24 protein-coding genes are annotated in these 24,271 nt (G+C 41.7%); 6 read left to right on the top strand and 18 right to left on the bottom strand.

Features of this window, described 5'->3' with window-relative positions; genetic code table 11:
* Positions 1-44: 44 nt before the first annotated feature.
* The 5 genes from NH462_RS03105 to NH462_RS03085 all read right to left on the bottom strand — a co-directional run bounded on the left by NH462_RS03105 (position 45) and on the right by NH462_RS03085 (position 6,182).
* The gene (locus tag NH462_RS03105) at positions 45-1,736 is read right to left on the bottom strand and encodes a hypothetical protein (protein ID WP_253103880.1); all 1,692 of its coding nucleotides are present in this window, start codon (positions 1,734-1,736) and stop codon (positions 45-47) included.
* A 167-nt stretch (positions 1,737-1,903) separates the two neighbouring features.
* Positions 1,904-2,287 carry a DUF3192 domain-containing protein gene (locus tag NH462_RS03100; protein ID WP_010377120.1) on the bottom strand — a complete coding sequence of 128 codons (384 nt, stop codon included), beginning with the start codon at positions 2,285-2,287 and terminating at the stop codon, positions 1,904-1,906.
* A 139-nt stretch (positions 2,288-2,426) separates the two neighbouring features.
* A complete protein-coding gene (xni, locus tag NH462_RS03095; protein ID WP_010377121.1) occupies positions 2,427-3,197 on the bottom strand; it encodes a flap endonuclease Xni in 771 nt (256 codons plus the stop codon).
* A gap of 5 nt (positions 3,198-3,202) precedes the next feature.
* Positions 3,203-4,546: a nucleotide 5'-monophosphate nucleosidase PpnN gene (ppnN, locus tag NH462_RS03090; protein WP_010377123.1), complete on the bottom strand. Its 1,344-nt coding sequence runs from the start codon at positions 4,544-4,546 to the stop codon at positions 3,203-3,205.
* 103 nt (positions 4,547-4,649) lie between these two features.
* Positions 4,650-6,182, bottom strand: coding sequence for a GGDEF domain-containing protein (locus NH462_RS03085; RefSeq protein WP_253103877.1), 1,533 nt, complete (start codon positions 6,180-6,182; stop codon positions 4,650-4,652).
* 178 nt (positions 6,183-6,360) lie between these two features.
* Here NH462_RS03085 and NH462_RS03080 point away from each other — a divergent pair, with 178 nt between their 5' ends.
* Positions 6,361-8,139, top strand: a complete 1,779-nt coding sequence (locus NH462_RS03080; protein WP_253103860.1) for a PDZ domain-containing protein — start codon at positions 6,361-6,363, stop codon at positions 8,137-8,139.
* 92 nt (positions 8,140-8,231) lie between these two features.
* Here NH462_RS03080 and NH462_RS03075 read toward each other — a convergent pair whose 3' ends face one another.
* From NH462_RS03075 to hisG, 12 genes are all read right to left on the bottom strand, one after another.
* A complete protein-coding gene (locus NH462_RS03075; RefSeq protein ID WP_010377130.1) occupies positions 8,232-8,780 on the bottom strand; it encodes a YkvA family protein in 549 nt (182 codons plus the stop codon).
* Between the two features lie 195 nt (positions 8,781-8,975).
* Positions 8,976-9,737 carry a glycosyltransferase family 25 protein gene (locus NH462_RS03070; RefSeq protein ID WP_253103857.1) on the bottom strand — a complete coding sequence of 254 codons (762 nt, stop codon included), beginning with the start codon at positions 9,735-9,737 and terminating at the stop codon, positions 8,976-8,978.
* A gap of 115 nt (positions 9,738-9,852) precedes the next feature.
* Entirely contained in the window at positions 9,853-10,644 is a 792-nt protein-coding gene (locus tag NH462_RS03065; RefSeq protein WP_010377133.1) for a dermatopontin-like protein, read from the bottom strand.
* 399 nt (positions 10,645-11,043) lie between these two features.
* A complete protein-coding gene (locus NH462_RS03060) occupies positions 11,044-11,544 on the bottom strand; it encodes a hypothetical protein (protein ID WP_010377134.1) in 501 nt (166 codons plus the stop codon).
* Between the two features lie 219 nt (positions 11,545-11,763).
* Entirely contained in the window at positions 11,764-12,375 is a 612-nt protein-coding gene (hisIE, locus tag NH462_RS03055) for a bifunctional phosphoribosyl-AMP cyclohydrolase/phosphoribosyl-ATP diphosphatase HisIE (protein WP_253103854.1), read from the bottom strand.
* Positions 12,372-13,145, bottom strand: a complete 774-nt coding sequence (gene hisF, locus NH462_RS03050) for an imidazole glycerol phosphate synthase subunit HisF (RefSeq protein ID WP_010377140.1) — start codon at positions 13,143-13,145, stop codon at positions 12,372-12,374. The genes hisIE and hisF overlap by 4 nt, the downstream gene beginning before the upstream one ends.
* Positions 13,127-13,861 (bottom strand): 1-(5-phosphoribosyl)-5-[(5-phosphoribosylamino)methylideneamino] imidazole-4-carboxamide isomerase, encoded by a 735-nt coding sequence (locus NH462_RS03045; RefSeq protein ID WP_253103851.1) that lies wholly within the window; start codon positions 13,859-13,861, stop codon positions 13,127-13,129. Before NH462_RS03045 ends, hisF begins: the two co-directional genes overlap by 19 nt.
* An 11-nt stretch (positions 13,862-13,872) precedes the next feature.
* Positions 13,873-14,463 (bottom strand): imidazole glycerol phosphate synthase subunit HisH, encoded by a 591-nt coding sequence (gene hisH / locus NH462_RS03040; RefSeq protein ID WP_017216833.1) that lies wholly within the window; start codon positions 14,461-14,463, stop codon positions 13,873-13,875.
* Complete coding sequence (gene hisB / locus NH462_RS03035; RefSeq protein WP_010377146.1) at positions 14,460-15,521, bottom strand: bifunctional histidinol-phosphatase/imidazoleglycerol-phosphate dehydratase HisB; 1,062 nt, start codon at positions 15,519-15,521, stop codon at positions 14,460-14,462. Before hisB ends, hisH begins: the two co-directional genes overlap by 4 nt.
* Positions 15,518-16,585, bottom strand: coding sequence for a histidinol-phosphate transaminase (gene hisC / locus NH462_RS03030; protein WP_010377148.1), 1,068 nt, complete (start codon positions 16,583-16,585; stop codon positions 15,518-15,520). Before hisC ends, hisB begins: the two co-directional genes overlap by 4 nt.
* On the bottom strand, positions 16,578-17,873 hold the full coding sequence (gene hisD / locus NH462_RS03025) for a histidinol dehydrogenase (RefSeq protein ID WP_253103848.1): 1,296 nt from the start codon (positions 17,871-17,873) through the stop codon (positions 16,578-16,580). Before hisD ends, hisC begins: the two co-directional genes overlap by 8 nt.
* Before the next feature lie 4 nt (positions 17,874-17,877).
* Positions 17,878-18,777 (bottom strand): ATP phosphoribosyltransferase, encoded by a 900-nt coding sequence (gene hisG, locus NH462_RS03020; protein ID WP_010377151.1) that lies wholly within the window; start codon positions 18,775-18,777, stop codon positions 17,878-17,880.
* A 336-nt stretch (positions 18,778-19,113) separates the two neighbouring features.
* Between hisG and NH462_RS03015 the strand changes: the two genes are divergently transcribed.
* Positions 19,114-19,359: a hypothetical protein gene (locus NH462_RS03015; RefSeq protein WP_253103845.1), complete on the top strand. Its 246-nt coding sequence runs from the start codon at positions 19,114-19,116 to the stop codon at positions 19,357-19,359.
* A gap of 92 nt (positions 19,360-19,451) precedes the next feature.
* On the opposite strand, the gene NH462_RS03010 is transcribed toward NH462_RS03015, so the two are convergent.
* Positions 19,452-20,456: a hypothetical protein gene (locus NH462_RS03010; RefSeq protein WP_010377155.1), complete on the bottom strand. Its 1,005-nt coding sequence runs from the start codon at positions 20,454-20,456 to the stop codon at positions 19,452-19,454.
* A gap of 279 nt (positions 20,457-20,735) precedes the next feature.
* Between NH462_RS03010 and NH462_RS03005 the strand changes: the two genes are divergently transcribed.
* The 4 genes from NH462_RS03005 (at position 20,736) to NH462_RS02990 (ending at position 24,269) form a co-directional block, all read left to right on the top strand.
* Positions 20,736-21,080 carry a hypothetical protein gene (locus NH462_RS03005; protein ID WP_010377157.1) on the top strand — a complete coding sequence of 115 codons (345 nt, stop codon included), beginning with the start codon at positions 20,736-20,738 and terminating at the stop codon, positions 21,078-21,080.
* A 333-nt stretch (positions 21,081-21,413) separates the two neighbouring features.
* Positions 21,414-23,252, top strand: coding sequence for an ATP-dependent DNA helicase (locus NH462_RS03000; protein ID WP_010377159.1), 1,839 nt, complete (start codon positions 21,414-21,416; stop codon positions 23,250-23,252).
* On the top strand, positions 23,242-23,928 hold the full coding sequence (gene tsaB / locus NH462_RS02995) for a tRNA (adenosine(37)-N6)-threonylcarbamoyltransferase complex dimerization subunit type 1 TsaB (protein WP_253103842.1): 687 nt from the start codon (positions 23,242-23,244) through the stop codon (positions 23,926-23,928). Before NH462_RS03000 ends, tsaB begins: the two co-directional genes overlap by 11 nt.
* A 44-nt stretch (positions 23,929-23,972) precedes the next feature.
* The gene (locus tag NH462_RS02990; RefSeq protein WP_253103839.1) at positions 23,973-24,269 is read left to right on the top strand and encodes a hypothetical protein; all 297 of its coding nucleotides are present in this window, start codon (positions 23,973-23,975) and stop codon (positions 24,267-24,269) included.
* The last annotated feature ends 2 nt before the right edge of the window (positions 24,270-24,271 follow it).

Here is a 24,271-nt window from a genome sequence, read left to right as displayed (position 1 = left end):
CATATGATTTATGCTTGTTATTGATAGTATTTATAGAATAAATATCAGGCAATAGATGAGTAAAATCCGGCCTCTAGTAGCGCTACATCAAACTTTTGCGCGGTAACAAAACGACTTTCAGCTAATACGTCATCGACCAATTGTTTTTGCCACGCAGTTAACACAAAAGTGGGGGATATCACTTTAAGTGCAATCAGTTTAATAAAAATGAACAGTTTACACTGCGTATTGGTCTGAGATTTTTTTAACGTTTCACTATCTAGCATTGCCTTATGAAGAATGCTTTTTTCAAAGTACTGCTGATTAAAGTCTAGGTATTTATCTTTTGCAATCGCGCGGATCCCAAATAGGTTAGCAATTGATACTAGTTCTTCTGAATACTCACGAGAATGGAGTGCCGTGGCATGTTGGATCTCTACCCCTTGTTTAGTCACTAAAAATACAATAACCGCTGCAAATGGCGACAATAAACGCTCAAATTGTTCACCATAACTTTCACCAACATATAAGGCGATGATTTGACTAATCACGCCATATTTATGCACGATATCTTCTGTGAAAGGAAGCTTATGGTTTGCTATGATTTGCTCAAGCAACACGCGCTGCGCCAGTAACCCAGCAGCATCAAGTCCTACCATGGCGAGAGAGTGCCTAACCGATGCGGCTTTTAGATTTTCGCGGTTATACTGCTTTGCTGCTATCTGCAATGCACTTGACACCGAATCGAACTCGCAAATCAGCTTTTCAAGTGCACGAATACTTTGAAATTGACTGTGAGATAAGGCTTTTACTGTTTCTAGTAGGTGTAAATGTTCAGAGCCGAAAGGCATTACCGCAGGCTCAGCAGCTCGGTCCCAAATATTGTAAAGTAGCTTCGCATCTGTCGTTGCAGTTAAACCACAGTGAAACTGGAACTTACGGTTGGCCTTCGCCAGCTTTTTGGTTTGCCCTTGTTCCACAACAGCGATTATTTTTTCACTATTGCTTTGTATCACCAAAAAGCCCTCTTCGCCTTTAATCTCACACAGCAATCCCGCAGGATGTTTAACAAATGCCCCTGCAATTGCACTCAGTACTTTTGATGCAAAAGCATAACTGAGTTTGCTATAAAGAAGCTTAATCGCTCTGTCTAGAGCTATGCAATTTTGTTTGTCTGTTGGCGTTATTAAGCTTGCTAATCGGTGAGCAATTGCAACAATTAAAGAAGCATGGTCATTAAACCGCTGAGGGGTAGAAGCCACGAGCTTGCTATCGTAGTTTGAAAGGCGAGATAAAATTCGCAAACATTGCAAGTTAGGTGTTTGTCCATCACTCAGTATTTGTACTGCCAACTGATGTCGAACTTTCCAAAGCTTATCTTGCTGTGCGTCTAACTTTTTACCTGCTGCGAGTTGATCGCTTTCTCTCGCTACGCATAAATAGTCCGCAAAGCTCGCAAGCAATAGCTCTTCGGTTACTGCACGAGAAAACTTTAAGTGATGACAAGCCATACAGACCAACACATTTTGATTCATGACCAGATTAGTGTTGTAACCCAAGTTTTGTGAATACAGTCCAAGCTGCCCATGCATGCTACTAGGCGAGGACTCATAACAGTCCATATAAAGCTGTGCAAGTTTAACTAGGGTAGGGTAGATAGAAGACCACTTTTCTTTGTGATAATAAAGCCGTAATACTTTATGTGTACCTTGGGCTATCGCGAACAGCGTTTTACTCGTAACTATCCTTGCATCCATCTATCTTTACCAATTTTATTAAGTAAACGGTCTATTTTAAAACGGTAAAATAGCTTTCTTAGCAAGGCAAAAACATTGCTATTTAGTTGTTCTAAAAGAGGCGTTGTTAACGAAGCTAATATGGTATTTTACCCTTCAAATTGGTTGGAAAATTAATCTAATTGGTATCACACTTTATCAAATGTGACCCGAGCGCCAGGTCCCCAAAGCTTTAATATGCCATTTTCAAACAATAGTCCGGTGCATTCATCTTCCGTTGTAATACCATCTGGTTTTACAAGCTGAGTGCGATAAAACACAATTTGTACAATCGTATTGTCTTGTTTCTTCTTTACATACGTTAGATCTGGGCTACCCAAGGTATCCAACACAGTGTCTAACTCAGTCGGCTTTTCAAGGCTAAGATTACGAATGAAACGATTGTTAAACGCTTCTCGGTCCTGCCAAATCATCGCTTGCGGGTCATCTTTGTAATAATTGATCACGAGAAACACCACAGTAACGTAAACCGCAAGGCCAAGAAATATGTACTGTAGTATTTTCCTAATCATCTAACTGCTCAATAAAGAATGGGTAAAACGGACCTTGTATCTGCAAAAACGGAGATACGCTTGTATGCAATATATCAAAGTCATCTACATTCGCCTAGCGCTTAGCGACGATGTAGTACATTGCCAATCAAAAGTCCTTTCAAACCACTCGTATATCCTTCAAACTAAAGCCAATTTCAATATCTCTTCTTAGTGTCACCAGTGCAAGGCTGGTAACATAGTCGCTTGCTCCGGCCTCTAATTTTGCTTTTGCAGCAGGCTTTACGGTCTCATCTTTTAGCATACTTTCAAAGTCGTCATGTTTTGCCAGCAGCTCTTGCGCCGTCTTGACCCCAACCCCTGTAACACCAGGAATATCGTTCGTCTTGTCGCCACTTAGTGCCCAAAACATTTCGAGCTTATTTTGGGTCACAGAAAATCGACTTTTGATATCTTCAATAGAAATTATCGACTTTTTGAAATAGTCGTACACAGAGATAGCTTCATTTATCAGGGGTAAGAAGCCTTTATCGGTCGATACTATCGTGCAGTTGACATTGGCGGCAGCGGCTTTACAAGCAAGCGTCGCTATCACATCGTCAGCTTCATCATGTTCGGGATTAAATGATTTAATACCTACACTTGCGAACGCTTCTGAAAACTTATCGAGGTTCTGATTTAGGAATTCGGGCATTGGTTGACGGCTTATTTTATATTTTGGGTAAAAGTGATAACGCCAACTCTTATCACCATCAAAGACCGCGACGGCGTGTGTCGCCCCCGTTTTACGTAACAAGCTACGAGTAGCTTGCTCTACACGAAGACAAGAGGCCTTTATATGGGCCTCTTGTTCTTTATTACCTTTTGGTTCGTTAACAGCATAGATGCGCCTGATAAGGTTAAGCGCATCTATTAACAACAAATTATTCATTCACTCTAAGCTTTAATTTTATAACACGGTATATATTTGCTCCCAGGTAGCTTCATTCGCCCCTGAGTTACAAATGCACCTAGCAGCTTATCCATATCGGCCATCAAGGATTTATCGCCACTTAATTCATACGGACCATGCTGTTTAATTGCTGTAATACCTTCATCCTTCACGTTACCGGCAACAATACCAGAAAAAGCACGTCTTAAGTTAGCGGCCAGTAATTGTTTTGGCTGCTCTAGGTGTAAGTCTAAGCCCGACATATTTTCATGCGTTGGTGCAAATGGATGTTGAAAATCGTTTTCAATCTTTAATGTCCAATTAAAGTAATAGGCATCACCTTCAGACTTACGATACTCGCGCACCGTTGCCATCGATTGTTTGAGCTTTTTGGCTACCAGCTCTGGATTGTCTACGATAATTTCAAACTTAGACAGTGCTTCTTTCCCGAGTGTTTTTTCAACAAAGGCACTGAGTTCTTCAAAATATGCAGCCGACTCTTTAGGGCCAGTTAAGATCACAGGTAAACATTGCTTTTCGTTTTCTGGATGTAACAAAATACCCAGTAAATAAAGCAGCTCTTCAGCTGTTCCAGCACCACCAGGGAAAATAATGATGCCATGCGCAATACGTATAAACGCTTCTAGACGTTTTTCAATATCAGGCAAAATCACTAATTCATTAACAATAGGGTTAGGCGGTTCTGCGGCAATAATACTGGGTTCAGTAAGACCTAAATAACGATTGTTCGAGATCCGTTGCTTAGCATGACCAATTGTTGCTCCTTTCATCGGGCCTTTCATTGCGCCCGGTCCACAACCAGTACAAATGTTTAGGCCGCGAAGGCCAAGTTGATAACCCACTTCCTTAGTGTATTTGTATTCAACTTCATTGATTGAATGACCGCCCCAACAGACAATCATGTTAGGGTCTTTATTCACTTCAAGCGCATCAGCGTTACGCAGCATGTCAAAAACCATATGGGTAATCTCTACCGGCGATTTATTTTCACCGTGGTATTTTTGACAAATAAAAAGTATGTCGCGGATCACGGAGAATATGTGCTCATGGATACCGGTAATTATTTGACCATCGACAAAAGCAGACTCGGGGGGGTTGCTTAACGCAATTTTTATTCCTCGCTCGCGTGCGAGTAGCTGGATATCGAAATTTTCGTATTTATCGTAGATTTCAGAGCTGGAATCGGTATGACTACCTACATTCAACACCGCCAATGCACAATTTCTAAAAAGCCTATATCTCTCACTTGTGGTTGACTGCTGAAGTAAATCGACTTCCAATCTTGATAATAGGTTAAGAACCCCAGTTGGGTTTAGCTCTACTTGCATAGGCTTACTCCTTGTTTGTAATGCGCAGCGAATTGGTATAACCAAGCAAAGCGGGGGCGAGTATAATGCCTCGCCACTCAGCCTTTACCCGAGTTAACTTTATTTACTTAAAACACAATCTATCTCGCCCGCTATTTTTCGCTTCATAAAGCGCTGCATCAGCTCTGTCAAAGGCGCTCAGGGCAGTATCCCCTTTGACAAACTGAGTAGCGCCGAGAGAAATCGTAATTTCAACTTCTTTTTCTTTAAATTTGAATGGTATAGATTTAATGACTTGCCTTACTTTTTCAAGCGGTTTTTGCGCATGAGTGAGCGGCATGCCCGGCATTAGTAAGACAAATTCCTCGCCGCCGTAGCGTGCGATAAAATCGCTTTTCCTAATAGACTTTTTAAGGGCTCGTGCGATCACTTGCAAGGTTTTGTCGCCCGCACTATGTCCGTAACGGTCGTTGATAGATTTAAAGTGATCGACGTCGATAACAACCAGCGTCACATCTGAATCGTTTATCTCAAATAGGTGCATTTCATGAGTTAGACGCTCATCAAAAGCCGCTCTATTTGGTAACTTAGTTAAGCTATCCAATAGGCTTTTGAACTTTTGTTCGCTGAGTCGCTTTTTATAATTTGAAACTTTAGACTCTAAGGTGTTAATACGATTATTAATTGCATCAAACGAGTCTAGCAGCGCCTCTCGCTCATTTTTTTCAAGCTTTTCACGCTCTATCAAATCAGCACTCAGTAGTTTCAACTCATTGTCGACCAAGGCTTTAAGCTCTGTTATAGAGCTGGCGTTTTGGGTTTGCTGATTTAAGTTTTGAATTTTTGATTCTATTTTATTGTTTAACGACTGTAATTCTTTAGATGTTGATTTTGAACGCGCCGTTGTTTCAACAATAGAGCGATGTAGCTCTTCCAGTGTTTGATTCAGTGAAACCAAAAAACCTTGTGCAGATTGGCGTTCTTTGGCAATCGTTTGCGCAATAATTTTAATGATTTCTGTCGCTGCTGAATATAAATTATCTAAACTGTTGTTTTCAGCAACGCTTGCACGTATACCTTTGACCTTTTCTATAACTTCATCTTCGAAAATTAACTCGTTGATCAAAGCTTGAAGCTCAGCAGCTAATTCAGGGTGGTGAGTATTATATGTTTCTTCAGTAATTTCTACTTTTGATTGTAGAACCGTATGGTAGATAGAAACCAAAGACTCCAACGCGGGGATATAGGCATTAGTAGAGTTGATATCTTCAAGTTCCACATCCAATAAGTGACGCAACTTTCTGCGCGACTCATCTGGTAATCCCTTGAGCTTCTGCAGTAACTTTCCGCTTTGCTGAATTGCTGTTTGCAACGCTTTTTGATTATTTGAGTTGGTCACTTCTTGTGACTTTAGCGGCTCGGAAATTCCGTCAATAAAAGGCACAAGCAGCTCAAAATCGACGCCTTTATTAAGTGCAAGGCGAAACTTAGCTAACTGATTATCAAGTGAAACATCTTGCCCTTTGCAGGCTAAGGATAACTTTGCAGCAAACTGAGTAAGGAGTTCTACTTGTTGTTTTCTTGCATCCTCAAGCGTTTTTCTAGCCTCTATGGCTTGTTTTAATTTTTGCTCAAGCATCACGGCATTATCAGTCACAGATTTCCAATCATAAAATAATCTCTTAGTTACTAAGTCTACAACAAATTAAGCTGTTATGCGCAGAAATTTAACGAGGTAAAGTATCGGAGTTTGCTGTTTACTCATCGATATTACTTAGCGTGTAAGTCGCTGATTTGGTATATTGATTTTATCTCGAATTACCAATACAAAAATAATGAAGAAAAGTCTTATAGCCTTAGCATGTGCAGCAACATTTAGTGTTTATGCTGACGTCGACTACCGTATTTCAATTACACAACCACAGCATCACCTTGCAGAAGTAGAAGTTAAGTTTCCTAAATCCTCACAATCAAGCATTGATGTGCAACTTCCAGATTGGCGTACAGGCCGCTACGAAATATTGAATTTAGCCAACGGTGTACGCTTTTTTGATGCACAATCTCAAAGCGGGCAAGAACAAAAATGGGAAAAAATTGATAAAAACACATGGCGCGTACACCTAAGCGAACCTACAGAATTAACGGTTAAATATCAGGTTTATGCCAATGAGTTAGGTCTTCGAGCCAGACACATCGATGACACCCATGCGTTTATCGATGCATCTGGCTTTTTGATATTTAGTGAATCTTTCAGATCTGAGCCTGTTTCTGTTGAACTCAATGTACCTAAAGGCTGGCGCTCAGTCTCTGGTATGGACTTTGCCGATTCAAAACACCGCTTCAAAGCCGATAACTATGACATATTGTTAGATTCCCCTATTGAAACTGGTATTAATCAACTGCATAAATTTGAAGTAGATGGCCGCAAATATGAATTAGTTATTTGGGGTGAGGGCAACTATGACGTTGACCAAATGCTCGCTGATCTTAAAAAACTTGTTCAAACCGGCACCCTCATTTGGCACGATTATCCTTATGATCGGTATGTTTTTATGGTGCATGCAACCAGTGGTGCACGAGGGGCAACAGAACACTTAAACTCGACAATTATTCAAAGACATAGAGACAGTTTTAAAGAAAGAGATGATTACATTGGTTTTATCTCTACAGCAGCACATGAATTCATCCACACGTGGAATGTTAAGAACTATCGCCCAGCGGGCATGGTTCCTTATGATTACGTGGCACCAAATTACACTGATTTGTTGTGGCTAGCAGAAGGCTCAACCAGCTACTTTGAGGATTATTTGCTGCTAAGTGCAGGGATCACCACCAATGACGAATATCTTAAAATGCTGACTAAGCGTGTTAATCGTCATTTGAAAACTCCTGGTCGTCATGTTCAGTCGGTAGCAGCAACGAGCTTTGATAAATGGATCAATCAAGGTGGCGATCATGGCATAAATTACAGTACCAATATCTATTCAGAAGGTGCGTTGGTGTCCATGGCACTTGACATCGACTTACTCGAAAAGTCAAACGGAAAAATTAGCTACCGTGACGTTCATAAAGCGCTTTACCAACAGCATAAACTGCCAAATAGCTTTACCAGTGAAGATGTTAAAAACATCCTAAAAGCGCTTACCGGTAAAGACTACAGTACTTGGTGGAATAAACATGTTGAGACACCGGCGAACATAGATTTTGACAAGTTATTCGACGAAGTGGGGCTTGTTTATGATTATCCAGAGTCGGCAAAAATGATTGCGGGCATAGATGGTATGGCAAGACAAAAGGGGGAATTACTGGAGTTGACCCATGTAGCTCGAGATGGAAATGCATGGCAAGCAGGGTTAACGGCAGGCGATCTTATCGTTGCATTTGATAAGCACCATGTTCGTAAAGATTTAAAAGCGAGCTTAGAAAACTTCGAGCCAGGTCAAACAATCGCGGTAGACTTTATCCGTCGAGATAAGTTGATGAATACAAAAATCAAGCTTAACCGCGAACATGATAAGCCTAAAAAGATAACATTCATGCCTAATCCATCAAGCAAGCAAGCGCTACTTTATAGAGCATGGATGGGGGTTTCTCACCCAAATGAAATAAAATAATACGCAATCAAAAAGGGCTGATGATTATCAGCCCTTTTTTAGTCCACAGTCCTAAGCTTAATCTCAATCAGCTTAACTTAGGGCTACTTAACTTACATAATGCGAGAGAAGAAGCGTGAACGGTTTTTAGAACGACTTCTACGCATAGAAGAGCGGATCTGAGAACGTGTACCTGCAAGCCAGCTTTCGCGATCGACCTTAGCGTTATCACCACGTCTTGCTTCTTCAGTAGCTCTAAAACCACAGAATTCACGGTATGCTTTTAAATCTAGCGACAGTTCTTGTAACACAAGTTCAATCATAATCGCATCATCGACATAGCCTAATACTGGAATATGATCTGGAACGATGTCTTCTGGCTCACTGAAGTAAGCAAGAGACGCCATGATCTCGCGCTTTTCATCTTCTGGCATTTGCCATTCTTCATCTAACACTGCGTCAATTAGCGTTTGTAACGAAATTAGACGAGTGCTTACAAATTCAGGAAGGTTGGATTTTTCCATCGTTGCCACTAAATCACGCGCTTTAGCAATGATTTCGGCATCACTTACATCGCCATTTTTCTCAATAGCAGCTTTCATCATTCCACGGAAGTGTTCAAGATCTGAATCAGAGAGTTCAAAGTTGATTTCTATAGACACGTCTGTGCTCCCTCAACGTTGTTATTATTAATGGTTTAAGCAAAAAGTTAAACTTATTGCAATAATCTTAGATACTAGCACATCTTTTTCAGAAGTCTTCCCATAAATTACACTTTTAACACGAATTTTTCTCTATTACGTACAAGTATAAAACCCATTGTTCAAAAGGCGTACAGCGGCTTTCGCACCATATAACTAAAAGTGTTGCTGATAGCGTTTGAGAACCAGCCCGCGATAAAACTTGTTTTTTATAAACTTATTTATCTGTAGCAACTGCTTACGCCAAAAATACCGCTTTGCTCCTGTAACACTTGGTGCTCTATCTATGGTACTCGCAAACTTTTCACCATGGCTAACAGGACAAGGACTCATTACGAACACACTTAGATCTTTTTCCCAAAAATGTTGATAATCAATATCAATCGGTCTGCCAAAAGGAATTGATTTGGATAATATTTTCTTTGCTCCTTTAAGACTTACAAGCTGGGCAACGGTTCCGGCAGGTACCTTATTTTGCATAAATAGCGATAACGATTTATTTAGCGGGAAGCTTGCAATCGGAGTACGTTTGTTCTTCTGAGATTGAAATAGCTTGATCATATCCCAATCAAATGGCAATGAAGCGATCAGTTGGTCAATCTGTGCTAAGTCGTCGTGTAGTTGGAAATCATCTTCAAAAATAAAAGCGTAGGGCAGTTCTAACTCAACAATTTTGCTCAGTACTTTTATATGACTTAAATAACAGCCTATCTCACCTAACGTTAAAGGCCGGAAGTATTGCTTAGTGTTTTTTAACTTACAATAGCTCGTATCTAAAACGTCTGCGCTCAGCTCTGCACCTTTTATAGCACTTATTCTTTCAAAGGGTAGTGAGAACTTATCAAACTGGAAAGTAGACTCCTTGAGTCTATCAGTACAAGAATCTAAATTGATGAGAAAAATATTCGGTTTGGTCACAATGAGTCTTAAATCCGCTAACTAATTACATTTTGAGTGTGCGACTTTTATATGACAGTGAAATGACGAAATTCTGACATAGAGTAGGGTATCAACCCTACTCTATAGGAAAGTATTACCAGTCACTCGCAGCTGAGCAATAACTCACTGCAGTCTGACGGTCTTCCGTTCTGTTATCATGGCGACTTGACATGCCGATGATTGCACCATTACCACCTAATGTCCAAGGTTGGTCGTAGCCTGTGTATTGTGTTGTAATACATGATTCAGCAAATAGTGCAGCGCCTGTGCTCGAGGTTGCCATAGATGCGCAATTAAAGTTAAACAAACGGTCTTCTGTGCCATTATCGTGGCGACTTGACATTCCGACAAAGAATTGACCATTAGGACAAACAAAGTTAAACGCTTGATCATATGAATTTACGTAACCGCTCCACTTTGTCGTTTTACGATAAATGCGACTACCGCTATCCGTTGTAAATTTTGCACAGACTAAGCTAAAGCGTCTGTCTTCTTGTTTATCTTGGTGGTAGCTTGAAATTGATTTAATAAACATATTACTTGGACAAGTGTAAGTAAATGCTTGGTCAAAATCATTTAAATACCCCGTATTGAGTTCACTATAAACGCGTAAGTTACCACCAGCTAGCGTTGAAAAATCACTGGCAATTTCTGTGCGCTCAGTTTTTGCTAACTTAGTCTCAGTAACGTCATAACCTGAAACATCGTTATTAGTTTCTATTAGCGCAATTATCTCATCTAAATTCTTAGCTTGAGAAGCGGGGATCTCATATACACTGCCATTTACTGTATACTCAAATGGCTTAGCTTGTTCATTAGCCGAAGCAGGGATGCAAAACATAGCAACAGAGAGGGATAGAGCCGACAACTTTATCAATGTGTTCATCTTAATTCCTTTAAAAATAGTAGTTAATTTAGCGCTAACAACAAAAATAGCAGCTGAATTAAATGCTACTTTTTTTTAATAAACAAGCTTTTTATTAACACACAAAAACCAAAGAGATGCATAATCAGCATCAATTAAATATAGACTGTTGCAGATCTCAACGCCGCTCAGAATATATACTGCTTATTTTTTCTAAATTAATATCGCGTTACACCACAATTACTATTCACTATTTTCATATAAAAGACGCCACGCGAAGCGACATTAGAACCGAGTGAAGCAACAATTAAAAATTTATTAACGCTCAAACAGACAATGTGAAGGGGATTGCAAAGGAGAAATGTTAGGATGGGATAGGGTAGGGTAGGAGAAGCACAACGCTTCTCCGTATTTTACGTCTTATTTTTCAGTCACATTAAACGTAACGATCCATGGCGTGACTTTGTCGAGGCCTTTGCCTAGTTCAATTGCAATTTTGCTAGTAGAGCTAGGTGACATAATGTTCGTACGCATTAGCTGGCCACTCTTTTGGCTATCACCAACCCAAGAGTGATCTAAACATTGCTTTGCTAGACTCTGCGCATAGTTATGGATTTTTACTGCGTTTTCGTACTCTCTAAACTGCTCTGAACAAGTGTATTTTGTTTTACCAGCGGTACTTTCAATAATTTGGCACTTGTTGCCAACTAAATGTGCCTTAGCCTGCCAAGAGTTCATTAACTTTGCACCGACTTCAGCGCCTTTAAGCGCAGAAAACCCATTTGCAGAAGCATTTAGAAGCGTATTTAGCTTTTCACATCCCGACATATCATCCAACTTTTCCTGTTGTTCAGGGCTCAATGTTGAACATCCGGCAGCAGTTAACCCTGCCAGCAATAGACCAAGTAATCTTGTTTTCATAAATCGTTCCATACTGTTCGCAATCGCACCATTAAAGTTAGACTAATATTTTGCCACTGCATAGTTGTAAGACTATGAGAAGTTTACCTTATTTATATGAACGGGAGTTGATCTAATTACAGATTTATTTCGATTGTGGTAGGTTGGCTTGTTACTGCACAATGCCTGAAACAAACCAACGAAAAAGTAGGTGAAATGGTTACTTACCCAAAGCGCAAATTACTTATGCCTATCTTTGAGCGTATTGACCACATCACTGAGCGTAAGCCCTTGTCTCTGTAGTAGGACAATAAGATGATACAGCAAGTCTGCGGACTCATTGAGCAACTCTTCGTTGTCGTTTTTCATCGCCGCCAGCGCCACTTCAACCCCTTCTTCTCCGACCTTTTGACAACTACGACTTAAGTCTTTAGCAAATAAAGAGGCAGTATAGCTGCTTTCAGGAGATGCATTTTTCCTCTGGGCAATCACTCGCTCAAGCTTTCCTAAAAATGCAAGCTCTGGCATGCTTTCCGCAAAGCAGCTTTCGCTACCGAGGTGGCAAGTTGGACCTTGCGGCTTTGCATAAATCAGTAAGCTGTCTTTATCACAATCGGTATGTACTTCCACCAAGGTTAAAACATTGTTTGAGGTTTCACCTTTGGTCCAAAGACGCGATTTTGAACGCGAATAAAAAGTGACGAGCTGCTTTTCTAGCGTCACTTCAAGGGCTTCTCTGTTCATAAAGCCTTGCATCAACACTACCCCGGTTAATACGTCTTGTACGATAGCGGGAATGAGTGCTGATTTATCAAAATCTACTTCTGCTATGTTTTGTTTATTAATTATCATTGTCGTGCCGCCACATCATTATTTATTAAGAACTGCTTGAGCTTTGGAATGTCAATTACACCTTTATGGAACACACTTGCAGCCAAAGCACCATCTACATTAGTTTGTTTAAATACATCAACAAAGTCTTGCATACTGCCTGCGCCGCCAGAGGCGATAAGTGGCACTTTACACAGCGCTCTAATCGCGCTGAGCTGCGCTATGTCATAGCCATTACGCACGCCATCTTGATTCATACAATTAAGTACAATCTCTCCAGCGCCAAGATCTTGAACTCGTTTGACCCATTCTTGCGTTTTGTATCGAGTACGACTTGCCGCATTCGGATCGCCAGTTAACTGGTATACTAAATATTCTTGAGTTTGCTTATCATAAAAGCTGTCTACGCCCACAACCACACATTGCTTGCCAAATTCGTCATGTAACTCTTTAATGAGTTCAGGCCTTGCAATGGCAGGGCTGTTAATGGAGATCTTATCCGCGCCTTGCTCAAGCACTCGAGCCGCATCAGCCACCGATTTAATCCCACCAGCTACACAAAATGGTATATCGATATGTCTGGCAATTTCAGCTACCCAATTGACATCGAGCAAACGCTTTTCGACGCTAGCACTGATCTCATAAAACACCAGTTCATCAGCACCTGCCTCGCTATAACGCTGGGCGAGGTCAAGAATATCACCGACGACTTCATGGCCTTGAAATTTAACACCTTTGACGACCTGACCGTCTTTTACGTCTAAACAAGGAATTATGCGTTTTGATAACATGCTAAAGCCTCCTCAACGCTAAATACACCTTCAAGTAGCGACTTGCCAAGTATCACTCCACCTACTTGTTGCTTTGCAAGCCGTGCAATATCGTCAAGCGAGCTCACCCCCCCTGATGCTTGTACTTTAATTGCACCGTTATGTTTAGTGATGTCTTCGTATAATGTAAACGATGGACCTGTCATCGTGCCATCCTTACTGATATCCGTACATAAAAAATCGCTTACACCTTGCTCAACATAAAAATCTAATAGCTCGAATAGATCGCTTTTCGCATCATTTAGCCAGCCGTGAGTGGCAGGAGACCAGCCACTTTCGGTTTTGTTAACATCAAGTGCTATCACAAATTTATCGGCGCCACATGCTTTAATCCATGCAGCAACTTCTTGCTGTTTATCGACCGCCATCGAGCCTATCACCACTTGGGCGGCTCCGGCATCTAACCATTGCTTTACGTCGTCAATACTGCGAATACCACCGCCTACCTGAAAGGGAACAGATAAAGCCTTAGTCGCCGCTTGGATAGTGCGCCATTGCTTTTTGCTCGGATCACGAGCGCCTTCTAAATCCACCAAATGTAGCTTAGCTGCGCCTGCGTTTTGGTATTCAAGTAAACGCTCGGCTAAATCAAATGGGTAAAATTGTGCGGTTTCATACTTGCCTTGATACAAACGAACAATATTGTTCTCTAATACATCTAAAGCGGGAATAATCATTGTTCGTCCTTTTATAGCTGCCAATTAATAAAGTTTTGTAAAAGCTGCGCGCCAACCTTGCTGCTGCGCTCTGGATGAAATTGCATGCCGGCATAATTGTCGTTTGCAACAATTGCAGAAAATACTTGACCGTACTCACCCGAAACCAATGTCGATTGATTGATGGTATGCGCAAAACTGTGTACAAAGTACACTTGGTCTTGTTCACTGAGCCCTGTAGTGAGCGCATGAGGCTTCATCACACATAGGTTATTCCAGCCCATATGCGGTGCAGTTAGCTCGTTAGTCTCTAACAACTCAACCTTACCAGGAATGCGACCTAAGCACGGAATATCACCTTCTTCTGTCGATTCACAAAGTAGCTGCATCCCTAAGCAAATACCCATCAAAGGCCGTTGATAGTCAGCTATTGCCTGTGCCCAGCCTTGCTCATTTAACCGCTTCATTGCTACATTGGCGTGGCCGACGCCAGGTAAAATTGCTCGTTCAAAGCGGGCTAATTTCTCAGGTGCCGTGATCACTTCAGGTGTGACACCAAGGCGCTCAAATGCAAAACGCACTGAGTTAATATTGGCACAACCAGTATTAATAATTGCAATCATAAACACCCCTTTGAACTTGCCATTTGCTGTGACGCATCCGTTGCAATTGCCATGCGAATAGCACGAGAAAATGCTTTGAATAAGCCCTCAACTTGATGGTGGGCATTACCTTCGCTCACGCTCAAAATTAAACTCACAGCCGCATTATCCGCAAAGGATTTAAAGAAATGCTCAACCATTTGTACATCCAAGTCGCCTACTTTATCTCGTGTAAAGTCAGCATTAAGTACAAAAGACGCGCGTCCAGATAAATCCAACTGACATTCTGCTTTACATTCATCCATAGGCAACGCAAATCCATAACGTGCGATTTGTGATTTTGTGCCAAGCGCGGTCTTAAAAGCCTGACCAAGGGCAATCCCTATGTCTTCTACAAGGTGGTGCTCGTCTATATGTAAGTCACCTTTCGCCTGTATATTCAAACCAAGGTTAGCGTGAGTTCTGATCTGATCTAGCATATGGTCGAAAAAACCAAGCCCTGTTGAAATCTGCCCATTGGCTTGTTGATCCAAATTTATCGCTACCGAAATCTGTGTTTCTTTGGTATTTCTGGCAATGTGTGCACTGCGATTTAAGGTGGTTAACTGCGTCACAATGGCGGGCCAGTTATCTTCGTAGAGAATACCTTCAATGCAGAGGTTTTCTGCAAGCTGAATATCGGTTTGCCTATCGCCAATAACAAATGATTTGCTAAGGTTCACTTTACCAGAGCGCATCAGTTCAGTGAGTAATCCTGTTTTAGGTTTGCGACATTGGCAGTTGTCTTCGTCAAAGTGAGGACAGATCAGCACTTCTTCAAAACGGATCCCTTGGCTTGTTAGGATTTGCATCATTTTATCTTGAGGCGCATCAAAATCAGCTTGAGGGAAGCTATCTGTGCCGAGGCCATCTTGATTAGATACCATCACTAGCTTGTAACCAAATGATTGCAGTTGTAATAGCGCTGGGATCACATTGGGTAATAGTGCCAATTTCTCTAGACTATCCACTTGTTTATCGGTTATTGGCTCTTCAATAATAGTGCCATCGCGGTCGATGAATAAATAGGGGGCGCTCATGATACTTCCTCAGTGACTTGGCATTGTTTCAGCCAGTTTTCTACTTGTTTTAATTCCTGCTCGTTGCCGATAGAGATCCGCAACCAGTTGTCCTCGCCAAACAGCACAAATGGCCGCATGATTAACCCTTGACGCATCGCTTGCTCCACAAACTGTTTGTCGGTTAGCTGTAAAGTAACAAAGTTGCCTTCGCCGCATAATATTGCGCTTACGAACTCGCTGTCTTGTAGCCATTGTATAAGCTTCTTTTTTGCTAGGTTCAAAATAGAGACTTGCCGACGCATCTGCGTTATCGCATCTGACGTTAACGCTGTTGCTGCTATTTGTGCCACAACTGTAGAAACAGGGTAGGGCGCAATCACTTTTCTCACTGGTGCCAATAGCGCTTCACTCGCTAGCATAAAGCCAACGCGAAGTCCTGCCAGTGCAAACGCTTTAGATAGTGTGCGTAGCACAACAACATTTGAGAACTCTTTGATAAGCTCAACGCAGGTTTTTTCTTCACAGAACTCAATATACGCTTCATCAACGACCACGATTGCACGGCCTTTAAGCTTATCAGCAAGTGCAGCGACTTTGCTGGCAGGTTGCATTGCACCGGTTGGGTTATTTGGATTACAAACGAAGACAAGTTTAGCGTCGCCAATTGCAGCGGTTAGTGTATCCACATCGTCATTTGCAAGCTGATCTTGGCTTAATTCATTAATAGCGATGTTGTGGGTGTCTGCCGTAACTTTGTACATACCATAAGTAGGGGTAAAGATTGCAATACTATCTTTAGCCGGTTCACAATATGTGCGTACTAATAACTCAATGCCTTCATCGGCACCACGTGTCATCAATACATTTGTTTGCTCGACCTTTGCGTAGCCTGCATAAGCATCAATTACCGTTTGTGGCTGCGGATCCGGATAACGGTTTAAGTTATCAAAGCGCATTTCAAGCACACGAGCGTATGGACTTTCATTGGCATTGAGCCACGTAGTACCTGTTAGCTTTGCACTTTTCGCAGAACTGTAGGCCTTAAGCTTTTCAATGTTATTTGGTAGCGCAATATTAGTCATTATTATTCTCCAACCTCACTTTGACGGCGTTCGCATGTGCATCTAGTCCCTCAGCTTGTGCCAAAGGTAAAATGGCAGAGCGCAAACCACGCAGGCCTTCTTTTGTGATGGTTTGTACTGTGTAAGCCTTATAAAAATCCATTAGGTTTAAACTTGAGTAGGTTTTTGAATAACCATAGGTTGGCAATACATGGTTGGTGCCAGACGCATAGTCACCTGCTGATTCTGGCGTATAGTCACCAACAAACACTGAGCCTGCGTTTTTTACTAGCGGCAGGAAACGCTCTGCATCCCTTATCTGTAAGATAAGGTGCTCTGGCCCATACTCTGCTGAGATCTCAAATGCTTGCTCTATGCTCTCAACTAAAATCAGCGTGCTATTTTTAAGCGCAGCTCTGGCAATATCAACGCGACTAAGCTTGCTTAGTTGACGCTCGATTGCAGCTTCAGTTTCTTCGATTAGTTGACTGTCGGACGCTAATAATATTACTTGCGAGTCTTCCCCATGCTCCGCCTGAGAAAGTAGATCGGCGGCGATAAATTCTGGGTTAGCGCCCTTATCTGCAATCACTAACACCTCTGAAGGGCCAGCTGGCATATCAATCGCAAGTCCCGGCACTGACTGAGAAAGCAGCTGTTTTGCCATTGTGACAAAACTATTGCCTGGACCAAAAATTTTGTTCACTTTTGGTACGCTGTTAGTACCTAGCGCCATGGCAGCAATTGCACCTGCACCACCACATTCAATCACATCGGTAACGCCACACAATTTAGCCGCATACAAAATCGCAGGATGTATTTGGCAATCACCTTTGACCGGCGTCGCCAACACGATTGTTTTTGCACCACTTAGTTGCGCACACACGCCTTGCATCAATACAGAAGAAGGCAGTGGCGCACTACCACCTGGCACATATAAACCTACGGCTTCTATCGCTTGATATCTGAGCTCGCAGGTCACGCCTGGCTGAGTCTCAATTTTCTTGCTTTGTGGTAACTGCAACTGGTGAAACCTCTTAATGTTGCCATACGCTTGGTCAATAGCACTTTTAAGTTCAGGTGTTAATGCAAATTCGCTTTCAATAAGCTCTGATCCCGTTACCCGTATTCTTGGGCTAACACGGGCGTCAAACTGCTCGGCATAAGCAAGTAATGCGTTGTCGCCGTTGTGAGCGACGTTATCAATTATCTTTTCAACAGTTGCTTTTACCTTATCACCCACTTTGACCGCAGGACGGCTCAAGCATTCGCTGCGTTGCTCGCTGGTGGCTTGCTGCCAATCAAACATGCTATTACTCCATCATCTTTTCAATTGGCATGACGAGAATTGAGTTAGCACCAAGCGCTTTTAACTCTTCCATCGTCTCCCAAAATAGGGTTTCAGAGCTGACCATGTGAAGTGCTACATATTCATCGCTGCCAGCAAGTGCAAGTAAAGTTGGCTGGCCTGTGCCAGGAAGTAATGCACATACTTCATCTAACTTATTCTTTGGTGCATGCATCATGATGTACTTGCTTTCTTTTGCCTGTTTCACCCCTTTAAGGCGTGGCATTAGCTTATCGATCAGCGCAAGCTTACTTTGGTCAGTCAATGCTGCATTTTGAATGAGGCAAGCATTAGATTCTAAGATGGTATCGCCTTGCATCAGGCCATTAGCCTCAAGCGTTGCACCGGTTGATACTAAGTCACAAATGGCGTCAGCAAGGCCTGCTCGAGGTGCTACTTCTACCGAGCCTGTTAACATGACCACGCTGGCATCGATGTTCTCACGTTTTAGATATTGCTTTAAAATCTCTGGGTAGGTGGTTGCGATGCGTTTGCCATTAAACCACGCTTTCTCCTGTTGACCTATCTCTTGTGGCCACGCCAGCGCTAAGCGGCAAAAACCAAAGTCCAGTTTTGAAAGCTTAGTGACCTCAGCAAACTGCTCGTTGCGAATACGCTCAGCTTGAGCTTCTTCTAACACGTTTTCACCTACAATGCCTAAATCACAAACGCCGTCCATTACAAGGCCAGGGATATCGTCATCACGTACTCTAAGTACATCAATAGGCATGTTGGTAGAGTGGGCGATTAAACGTTGTTCACGTAGGTTTAGTTTTACACCAAGTTGTTTGAGTAGGGCTTGGCAATCCTTTGAAAGACGGCCTGATTTTTGGATTGCGATTCTTAAACGGTTGCTATTGCTCATTATTTATTTCCTAATTCTTTAAACGAAAAACCCCGAGGCGGAACCTCGGGGCGAAATAAATATTAACTCTAGTTTACATCTCGCCGGAGGTTCCTTTCAGGAATAACCCACCAGCGAAATAACTGACAGGCTATCCCGTATGATGATGGTGATGATGTTTTGCTGTCAGTGTCATTAGCATGATGTTACCTTTGTAATTAATATGCTATTCAAAAAGTTCATTTATAGATAAACATAATTTTGTTCTACTTGGCAATCATTTTTTTACGCAAATTAAAGAATAGCTTATAACAGTCGATAATAAGTAAAACCAACAGTAGGTTAGTGGGGGAGCAGATGGATGCTTTTAAACCTTTTTTAGGCCCAATCGTACGGCTAGATGTAACTCATAAGTCTGCATTTCATGTAGCTGGTGTGCAGCACTATAAGATTGAAAAAGTTAAGAAAGATCTAAAAACCGAGATTGAACTTAAACGCCAAGCTGCTGAGCATGAAAAAATTAAAGAAGGCGAAGATGAAAAAGATGAGGAGGAAAAATCTCACGAAGAACATAAGGGTGAGAATCTAGATACATGGGCGTAGATTTATTTTGCACAAAATAACCTATTGAACATTTCTCAATACCTGAGTGTATCTATTCCCCAACATATCCCACCCGCTTTTTCGAACCTAGCTTATGTATCGTCTAGTCCAGCGAGAGCCCGGTGAATATCTCGCTCAGTTGAACGCATTTTGGTGAGATTCAATGCCTGAAGGTACGTACTTCTAGCCTTTTCGTTTTGTTTCAGTACACGGTATAACTCAGCCTGAAGCATTAAATACTCCATATGCAGCTCATCCTGTACTCGCTCTTTTCCCAATAAGCGCTCCATAGCATCAACAGCCCTAGGCTTATCACCGTGTTGCTGAAGCGCTAAATAAGCCGATGAAACACAAACATCTCTCCACGTTGGTAGTTGGCTTAGTGCAATATGCTCAATCAGGCACCCGTTAGTGAATAAACGCTGCGCTGCATCTTTCGCTGAAAAAGTCCACAATAAGTTAGCAGCTCGATGGATCAAAACGATATCTTGCGCATAATGTTGACCCACATAAGCTACCGTTTTTAGGGCTAACTCTTCATTTTGTGTGTTTTGTAAGTAATCCATAAAAGCCAAGTTATAGTAACGGTCATCCATTGCTTTTAGTCTATCAACTATCGCTTTTGATGCTTTTTTTTCAGAATCCCAAAAGCCACTTTCTATAGCTAATGCTTTCGCTGCAGATACTAAGTACTCAGGATTATTTGGCGCCAATTCTGCAGCTTTTATAAAGTGCTTGTTAGACTTTTCAACTAAGCTAAGTTTATTAAAAAGGTTTGACTGTTGCTTTATTTGATACCATAAATTACCAGCAGTAAAATGCACCTTTGCATTGTCTATATGACGCTTAATCAAGGTGTTTAACAGTGCTTCTTTATTATCATCATTTTGCGCAACCGCAACTGACACGGCCATTATTTCAGCATCAAGCTCTTTATCTTTTAGCGTGTTAAGGATTTTAGTGACTTGCTGATACTGACGATGATAAAAAGCAGACTCAAGCATTGTTATTTGAGAATTGGGTTGCTGTGCATATGTTAAAGCACTATACAAAATAATAACCGCGCAAGAGGTATAGATAAGCGATTTAATAAACATGTTGTGTCCTTTTTTAGTGTGTCCGTTATCACTATTGTATGTTTTCTAACGTAAGCTTAATTTGCAGTTTTGATACCAGCTTTTACTTTCTATATTTTTATTCATACAATCAATATGATGTAGACTGTTATCGCTTTACTCTTGCTGTATTTTGCGTGCCATTATCGATACACTCGCCATGTTCTGTTTCGATACCGACACATTTGATAGTTCTGTTTGTATTCAGTAATTCAAACAAAGTTGCATAAATTAACGACCATTTATTTAAGGAGAAATAACATGTCGTATAAGTCAGTAAAAAATCTCATAGGTTGGTTCGTTGTAGGTCTGTCTGCGCTAGCGTTAGCTCCCAGTGTTGTGCCCGGTAGCATGGCTGTTTTAGCATTTTACTTAAGCCTTGCACTGCTCTTAGTTTCCTTGTTTACCATTTCTTCAGCCAATCACCGCCACTTTCAATTGACAGCCATCATTGTCGGTGTCGGTATGCTGGTTTTGAACGATTACTTGCGTGTTATCATGCCTTCTCCAGAGCCCACTTGGCTTAACCGCATCGCTTTATATCTCGTGTATCTCACTATTTGTGGGATAGGCATGATTAAGGTTAAACGACAACTTAATAGGTAATACCAGTTGTATTAAGTAAATGATCTATTTTGAAGCAGGGAAATAGCTTTAGTAGCTAGGCAAAAATTTTGCTATTTAGTGTTCTAAATGAGAAGTTTTTAACGAAGCTAATATGCTATTTCACCCTTCAAATTGATTAGAGAATTAATTCAATTGGTATCAACACTCAGTTATTGCCAAACAGCGGTTGCGATTTGCTGCTTAGCCACATACAATTTCGCGACCTGTCTGTTTGTAAACTACATTACTTTGGCTGTATCTACGACTTTCTCTTCTACGGGGCCTTTAGCCCAGCATTTCCCGGGCTATCAACCAAGACAGCCTCAAATTGATATGGCTATTGCGGTAGAAGAAACCATACAAAATGGTGGACAATGCATCGCCGAAGCAGGAACAGGGACGGGGAAAACGTTTGCCTATCTCATTCCTGCCTTTCAGTCTAAAGGTAAAGTCATCGTCTCAACCGGCTCTAAGGCCTTGCAAGAGCAATTATTCCATCGCGACGTACCGACCCTAAAAAAGGTGCTTAACAGTGGTAAAAAAGTCACTTTGCTAAAGGGGAGAGCCAATTACCTTTGCCCTTACCGTTTATCACAGCATTTAAGCCATGTGCCAACCGACGACCCAGATGTTATGCACCAACTTGCCATGGTTGCAAAGTTCGCTTCTGAAACACACAGTGGAGACTTAGCTGACTGTGTGGGTATCGAAGAAGACGCAAAGGTATTACCCTACGTTACCTCAACTGCAGATAACTGTTTAGGAAAAGAGTGCCCAGACTACGAAGACTGCTATATCCGAAAGGCAAGATTAAAGGCAGTCGATGCCGATGTTGTGGTGATCAATCATCATTTATTTTTTGCCGATATGGCCGTAAAAGATTTAGGCTTTGCGGAGCTAATGCCAACCGCGGATAGCTATATCTTCGATGAGGCACATCAATTACCAGAAATAGCCAGTGACTACTTTGGTGAGACTATCAGCACTAAAGCTTTACAAGCGCTTATTAACGATTTAAGAGTGATCTACCGTTCTGATATTCCAGATATGTTGCAACTTGGCAAAACACTCAATAAATTGGAAACCAGCGTCGCCGATTTGCGTTTGGTATTTGGTGGCGATGGTGCCCGTGGTGATTGGCGTGAGGCGCTGTCGAATAAACCGATTTGCGATGCCATGCATCGAGTGATAGCTAACTTAGACTTTCTCTATAAAGTGCTCAAGCTTTGTCTGGATAGAAGCGAAAAAATAGAACACCCATTTGAAAAGGTTATGACCTTTAAAAATCAGTTTGAACGTGCCTTTGATACCAGTCAAACTGGATTTAGTTACTGGTTCGAAACCACAAGACGCTTTTTATCTATTCATATCACGCCGCTTGATGTATCAAGTAAGTTTGCACAAATTGTCAAAACCACTGAGGCAAGCTTTGTATTTACCTCCGCCACCTTATCCGTTGATAATTCCCTAGAGCATTTTAGTCGTAGCTTAGGGCTTAAACCGACCTCACAATTTATTGTTGATAGTCCATTTAATTATAAGCAGCAAGCCTTACTATGCCTGCCACGCTATCTGCCAGAAACCCGTGACGACTTAATGCCACATGCGCTGGTAAAGCTTGCAAAACAGGTGATTGAAGCTGCAAAAGGGCGTACATTTTTACTATTTACCAGTTATCGCGCGATGCATTTAGTGTACGAAGGACTGAATACGGCACTGCAATATCCTATTTTTATGCAGGGTCAAGCATCGAAACGGATAATTTTAGAGCAATTTATTCGTCACGGTAACGCCGTACTACTTGGTACAGCCTCCTTTTGGGAGGGCGTGGATGTGAGAGGTGACACTTTGAGTTGTGTTGTCATTGATAAGCTACCATTTGCTTCACCAGATGACCCTTTATTGCAAGCGCGCATGCGAGACGCTGAAATGCGTGGATTAGAACCCTTTGATGCAATACAACTCCCCCAAGCTGTTATAGCGTTGAAACAGGGGGTTGGGCGATTAATTCGTGATGCTAACGATAAAGGTGTACTGATTATTTGCGATAATCGCTTAGTTACGAGAAAATACGGCCAGACGTTTTTAAGTAGTTTGCCTGATATGTCTCGCACGAGAGACTTAAACAAGGCAATTCGATTTTTAGAGAATATTGATAAAAATGAAAAATAACCTGTTGGCCATAGACGCCTCCACCGAAGCACTCAGTATTGCATTGCACTATGAAGGCAAGTTTATTCGCCACTTCGAGGTTTGCCCACAGCAGCATAGCCAAAAGATACTTCCCTTAGTTGAACGTATTTTACGCGAAGCCGATATCACCCTTCGTGAGCTTGATGGCATTGTATTTGGACGTGGTCCTGGCAGCTTTACTGGTGTGAGAATAAGTACAGCGGTTGCTCAAGGCTTAGCATATTCTTCAGGTCTTAAGTTGGTTGGTGTTTCAACTTTGCAGGCTATGGCGCAACAGGCATACATGGAAGCAGCCAAGTCCAGTGTAGTGTCGGCAATAGATGCACGTATGGGTGAGATCTACTTATGCCAATACAACGGCGAAACTAGTGGTGTTATTCAACCAAGCACCGAAGAAACAGTTATTAAACCTGAAAATATCGACTTTACATCAAGTGGTGCGGCTGGTGTTGGTACAGGATGGCAAGCATTCTCAGAGCTTGCCACACAGCTTGAATGCGAAATCATTGACAATATCACGTTACCTGATGCTTATTACATGCTGTTTATAGCTGACGATAGTTTCACACAAGGCTTATCTGTGGATGCTGCTGACGCCCAGCCACAATATGTGAGGGATACTGTGACGTGGAAAAAGTTGCCAGGTCGAGAATAAAGGCGTATTTTTATACAAGCATATCGTATTTATTGAGCTAAACCGTGAAACTAAATTCAATCATTCAACAAGCAGGTACATATCAAGTAAAGCCACAGCCTAAAAAGGCAGTGAATCCTACTGTTGAAGCAGGAAATACGGCTAAGCTCAATACCGCTCAGATCAAAACCAGTGAAAATGGCATTGCGTTGGTGGAGCAGTTCCAATCTCAGCAACGCTCTACTATCTACGACCGCCCTAACTTTCGTACTGGACAAGCAATTAGTGAATACAAAGCAATTGCAACCGAAGCAAGACGAGATGAGATCAAAAGTATGATTGGCGTTTCTGTTTACGCGTAATA

The sequence above is a fragment of the Pseudoalteromonas sp. OANN1 genome, from assembly GCF_024124685.1.
GTDB classification, from domain to species: Bacteria; Pseudomonadota; Gammaproteobacteria; order Enterobacterales; family Alteromonadaceae; genus Pseudoalteromonas; species Pseudoalteromonas piscicida.
Note: the sequence above shows the minus strand (reverse complement) of the source record. Positions and strands in the feature narration are given on the sequence as shown.